Below are 4,559 nucleotides of genomic sequence, written 5' to 3' on the forward strand. Positions count from 1 at the left end.
ACAACCGGTCCAACACCCCATAACTCAGCTGGCAATCACCGAACACCACCGCCACACGGTCAGGACATCGACGCACCTGCCCCGCGAACAACTCGTGAAATGACGTCGGTTGCTCCGCCCGCTGCTTGATCTGCCGGAGCCGAAGGCGCAGCAGCGCCTGCTGTTCCGCGGTCAGGTTCGAGAGCTGAGGAAGCAGTTCACTCATGGTGGTCACTCGTCTCGGTAGCCGGTGAAGCACTCAGAATTTGGGCCTGGAGATCGCTCGGTGACATTCCCTGCACCTCTGCGACGAGTTGCTCAAGGAGCTCACGCTCTTCGGCAGTCGTGATTCCTGCCGCGAAGGCCGAAAGGTCGAAGTCCGTGTCGGCCGTCCTTTGCTGCGGCAGGGAGTTGCCCTGCTGGAGGATCTGCCGGCGCTCCTCCTCGGTGAGTACCGTGATCTCGCTCAGTCGCTGCTCCGGCTCCCCGACGATCTGGGAGCAGATGCTCCGGAGATGACCGAGCATGCGCTCGATCGCTTCTTGCTCGAAGCGCGCGGTGTCGTACTGCACCGCGATCCGCAGCCCCAGCCCGTCCGGAACAGTGGCCACGACTCCGAGGGGGTAGTTGATGCGTTCTTCCGAGTGGGTGAGGTCGAAGCGCAGGGCAGCGGTGTCGTCTTTCTCCACCGGGTAGTTCTCGAAGACGAACAGGCTCTCGAAGAGAGGTGTGCCGGCGGGAAGGCCGCTCCATTGCTGGACCTTGCTCAGCGGGCTGTACTCGTACTGGCGCATCCGCAGGTTCCGCTCCTGCAGGTCCTGGAGCCAGGCGAGCGCGGAACTCTGCTCGGGCATCCTCACGCGCAGGGGAAGCGTGTTGATGAAGAGGCCGACCGTGCGCTCGATGCCCTCGATCTCGGACGGACGCCCGGAGGCCACCGTTCCGAAGACGACGTCGTCCCTGTCGGAGTAGCGGCCGATCAGCAGCGACCAGCAGCCCTGCAGGATCGTGTTGAGGGTCAACCGGTGGGCCTGGGCCAGCTGCTGCAGCCGCTCGGTCTCCTCTTCGCCGAAGGAGACGGCAAGCTCGGCCTGGCCGCTCGCCGCGGACGGCGCGGCCCCCGTGAGCAGGTTCCGCTCGATGCTCAGCGGGGTGGCCTGTTCGACGCCCTGCAGGGTGTGGCGCCAGTAGTCCTCGGCCTGTTGCAGGTCCTGCTGCTGGAGCCAGGACACGTAGTCGCGGTAGGGCCGCGGGGGCGTCTGTTCCAGGTGCCGGCCCTCGATGAGTGCGCCGTACCACTGGACCGCGTCGTTGAGGATCAGGCTGATGCTCCAGCCGTCCAGGATGGTGTGGTGGGCGCTCCAGACGAGCTGGTAGTGGTTGTCGGCGGTGCGGGCGAGGAGCATCCGCCACTGCGGTGCGTCGTGGGGGTCGAAGCCGCTGGTGCGGTCCTCGACGAGGTACGCGTCCAGGCGGTTCTGCTGCTCGGCCGGGGGCTGGGCCCGCCAGTCATCCGTGTGCAGGGGGACCGGCAGGTCGGCCCAGACCAGTTGGAGTGCGTCGTTCTCGCTGGTGGTCCAGAAGCCGGTCCGCAGGATCGGATGGCGCCGCATGACCTGGGCCCAACTCTCCCGGAACGCCTCGACGTCCAGATCCTGGTCGATCCGCAGGACCAGCTGGACGTGGTAGACGCCCTCTCCCTGCGCGTACTGGCTCTGGAACCACAGGCCTTGCTGGGCGGGCGTCTGCGGGCAGCAGTCCTCCAGGGGACGCGGCAGGCTGCTCGCCTGCCAGACGGGGTGCGCGCGCAGCCGGCCGATGAGGTCGTTGATCCGGTCCTGGTTCAGTCCGGACAGCGGCAGGTCGGAGGGGCTGTAGCCCTGGACATCCGTGCGCCGGGCCTCGTCGGCGAGGTTCCTGAGGACATCGAGCGTGCGCTCGGCGACCTGCCGGATCGTCTCCTCCTCGTGCGCCGCACCGCTGTACGCCCACTCCATGTGGAGCTCGCCGTCCTGGACGCTGCTGACGATGTCGATCAGATACGGACGCCGGTTGCCGGGGTCCCAGTCGGGGCCGGCCATACCGGACGACGCGGCGAAACTGCCGGCGAAGGACCCGTCGAACTGGCCCAGATAGTTGAAGCTGATCTGCGCCGGTACGGACCCGGCCGGCGCGGACTCGGCTCCGCCGTACGCCAGGAGGCCGTAGCCGATGCCTTGCCGGGGCCGTGCGCGGAGCAGTTCCTTGATCTGTTTCAGACCCTCTCCCAGACCGCCGGGTGAGGGAACGGGCAGCCGGAGCGGGGAGATCGTGGTGAACCAGCCCGTGGTACGGGACACATCGGTGTCGTCGAACAGATCCTCACGGCCATGACCCTCGACATCGACCCGGACATGACCGTCCCCGGCCCAGGCACCGACCGCGGACGCCACACCCGTCAGCAGCACATCATTGACCCGCGTACCGAAGACCGCCGGAACATCCCGCAGCAGCGCCCGCGTCTGTTCCGCACCCAGAACCGCACCGAACACCCGGCTCCCAGCCATGATGTTGTCATCACCCGGGCCGTCCATCGGCAGCCCCCGGACCGACGCCTCGGCCTGCTCCTCCCAGAAACGCAACTCCCCCGCGGTCCCGACGCTCCGCGCCTCCCGCTCCAGACGAGCGGCCCACTGCTGCCAGGAACTCGACTTCGCCGGCAGCACCAGCTCCTGCCCCCGCCGCACCTGCCCCGTCAACGCGTTGAGATCCTCAAGAATGATTCGCCACGACACCACATCGACCACAAGATGATGCGCGAGCAGAAGCAGCCGGTCCTTGTCACCATCCAGACCGGTGAAGAGGACGGCGCGGAACAGCGGGGCCTCGGACAGACGCATGCCCGCCTGAACCCACCGGGCAACCTCCAGCAGCCGCTCCTCCCGCTCACCCGGCGGATACGCCGACAGATCCTCGACCTGCCAGGGCAACGTCCTGGGCATTCCCGCGATCTCGGCCCGCCACTCGTCCCCGTCCCGGAAGAAGCGGGTCCGCAGACCGTCGTGCTGCTCCAGCACCCGTCGCACCACCCGCTGCCACTGCCCCGAGGACAGCCCGGCCTCCACCTCCACCAGCACCGACTGATTGAAGTGATCCGGATTCACGAACTCCGCTGAGAGAAACCAGCGCTGAATCGGCGTCAGCTCCACCGGGCCCGTCACCAGGCCCTGTTCGGCTTGCACCTGAGCAACTTCCTGCCGCTCCACCACCAGAGCCAGCTCGGCAATCGTCTGGAACTCGAAAAGCTGCTTGACCGTGAAATACAGACCCAGCTGCTTGACCCGGAAGATCACCTGCAGACTCAGAATCGAGTCACCGCCCAACGAGAAGAAGTTGTCGTGGACACCCACCGGCCGGCCGGTACCCAACACCTCCTCCCACACCCGCGCCAGCCACTCCTCCACCTCAGTACGCGGCGCCACGAACTCCCGCTCCGCAGCCACGTACTCCTCCCACGGCAACGCCCCCAACGCCTTCCGGTCCACCTTCCCGTTCGGACTCAACGGCAGAGCCCCCAACGGAGCAAAAACACCCGGAACCATGTAACCCGGAAGCCGCTCCCCCAGGAAGGACTGCAAGACCTCACCCGCCACCGGCTCACGGCACACCACAAACGCCACCAGCCGCTTCGTGGCGCCCTGCTGGTGGACGAGGACAGCTGCTCCGCGCACCTCGGGGTGCCCGGTCAAAGCGGCCTCGATCTCACCCAACTCGACCCGGAACCCGCGGATCTTGACCTGGTCGTCGACCCGCCCGAGCACCTCGATGTTCCCGTCGGGCAGGAAGCGGGCCAGGTCACCCGTCCGGTACAGACGACTGCCCGGCTCCCCGAACTGATTCGCCACGAACGCCTCGGCCGTGAGCTCGGGCCGGCCCAGATACCCACGCGCCAGCCCCGCCCCACCGATGAACAGCTCACCGGCAACCCCCACCGGTACCGGCTGAAGGAGGCCGTCCAGCACGAACACCTGCGTGTTGTCCAGCGGCCGGCCGATCGGCACCACCTGCGGCGTTTCTGCCTTCGGCTCCATCGGGTAGCTGGTGGCGAAGGTCGTCGTCTCCGTCGGCCCGTAGACGTCCACCAGTATCAGTTCCGGGCACGCCGCGCGCACCCGCCGGACCGCCTCGGCCTGCACCGTGTCCCCGCCGGTCCACACCTCGCCCAGAGCGGCGAAACAGCCCGGGTCCTCCTGGGCGAACAGATGGAACAGCGCCGACGTGAGAAACACCGCGCCGATGTTGTGCGCCGCCCCCCATTCCCGCAGCAGGTCCGACGTCAGCGCCCCGGGCGGAGCGATCACCATCCGGCCGCCGGACAGCAGCGGCACCCAGAACTCGTACGTCGACGCGTCGAACGCCTGCGGCGAATGCAGCAGCACGGACTCGTGGCCCTGGGCGAATCGGCTGTCCAGCGCCAGCGCCGTCACATCGGCATGCGTCGCGGCAACGCCCTTCGGCCGGCCCGTGGACCCGGACGTGTAGATCACATACGCCAGGTCGTCACAGGTCCCGTCCGACTCCGGAGGAGTATCGGGCCACTG

2 protein-coding genes are annotated in these 4,559 nt (G+C 67.6%); both read right to left on the reverse strand.

The window, feature by feature from the left end; genetic code table 11:
- The coding region (locus tag ACFVV1_RS40665; protein WP_390000642.1) for a hypothetical protein at window positions 1–205 on the reverse strand (205 nt) is incomplete at its 3' end.
- The coding region (locus ACFVV1_RS40670) for an amino acid adenylation domain-containing protein (protein ID WP_390000644.1) at window positions 198–4,559 on the reverse strand (4,362 nt) is incomplete at its 5' end. The genes ACFVV1_RS40670 and ACFVV1_RS40665, both read right to left, overlap by 8 nt.

This window comes from Streptomyces sp. NPDC058092 (assembly GCF_042884935.1).
Taxonomy (GTDB): domain Bacteria; phylum Actinomycetota; class Actinomycetes; order Streptomycetales; family Streptomycetaceae; genus Streptomyces.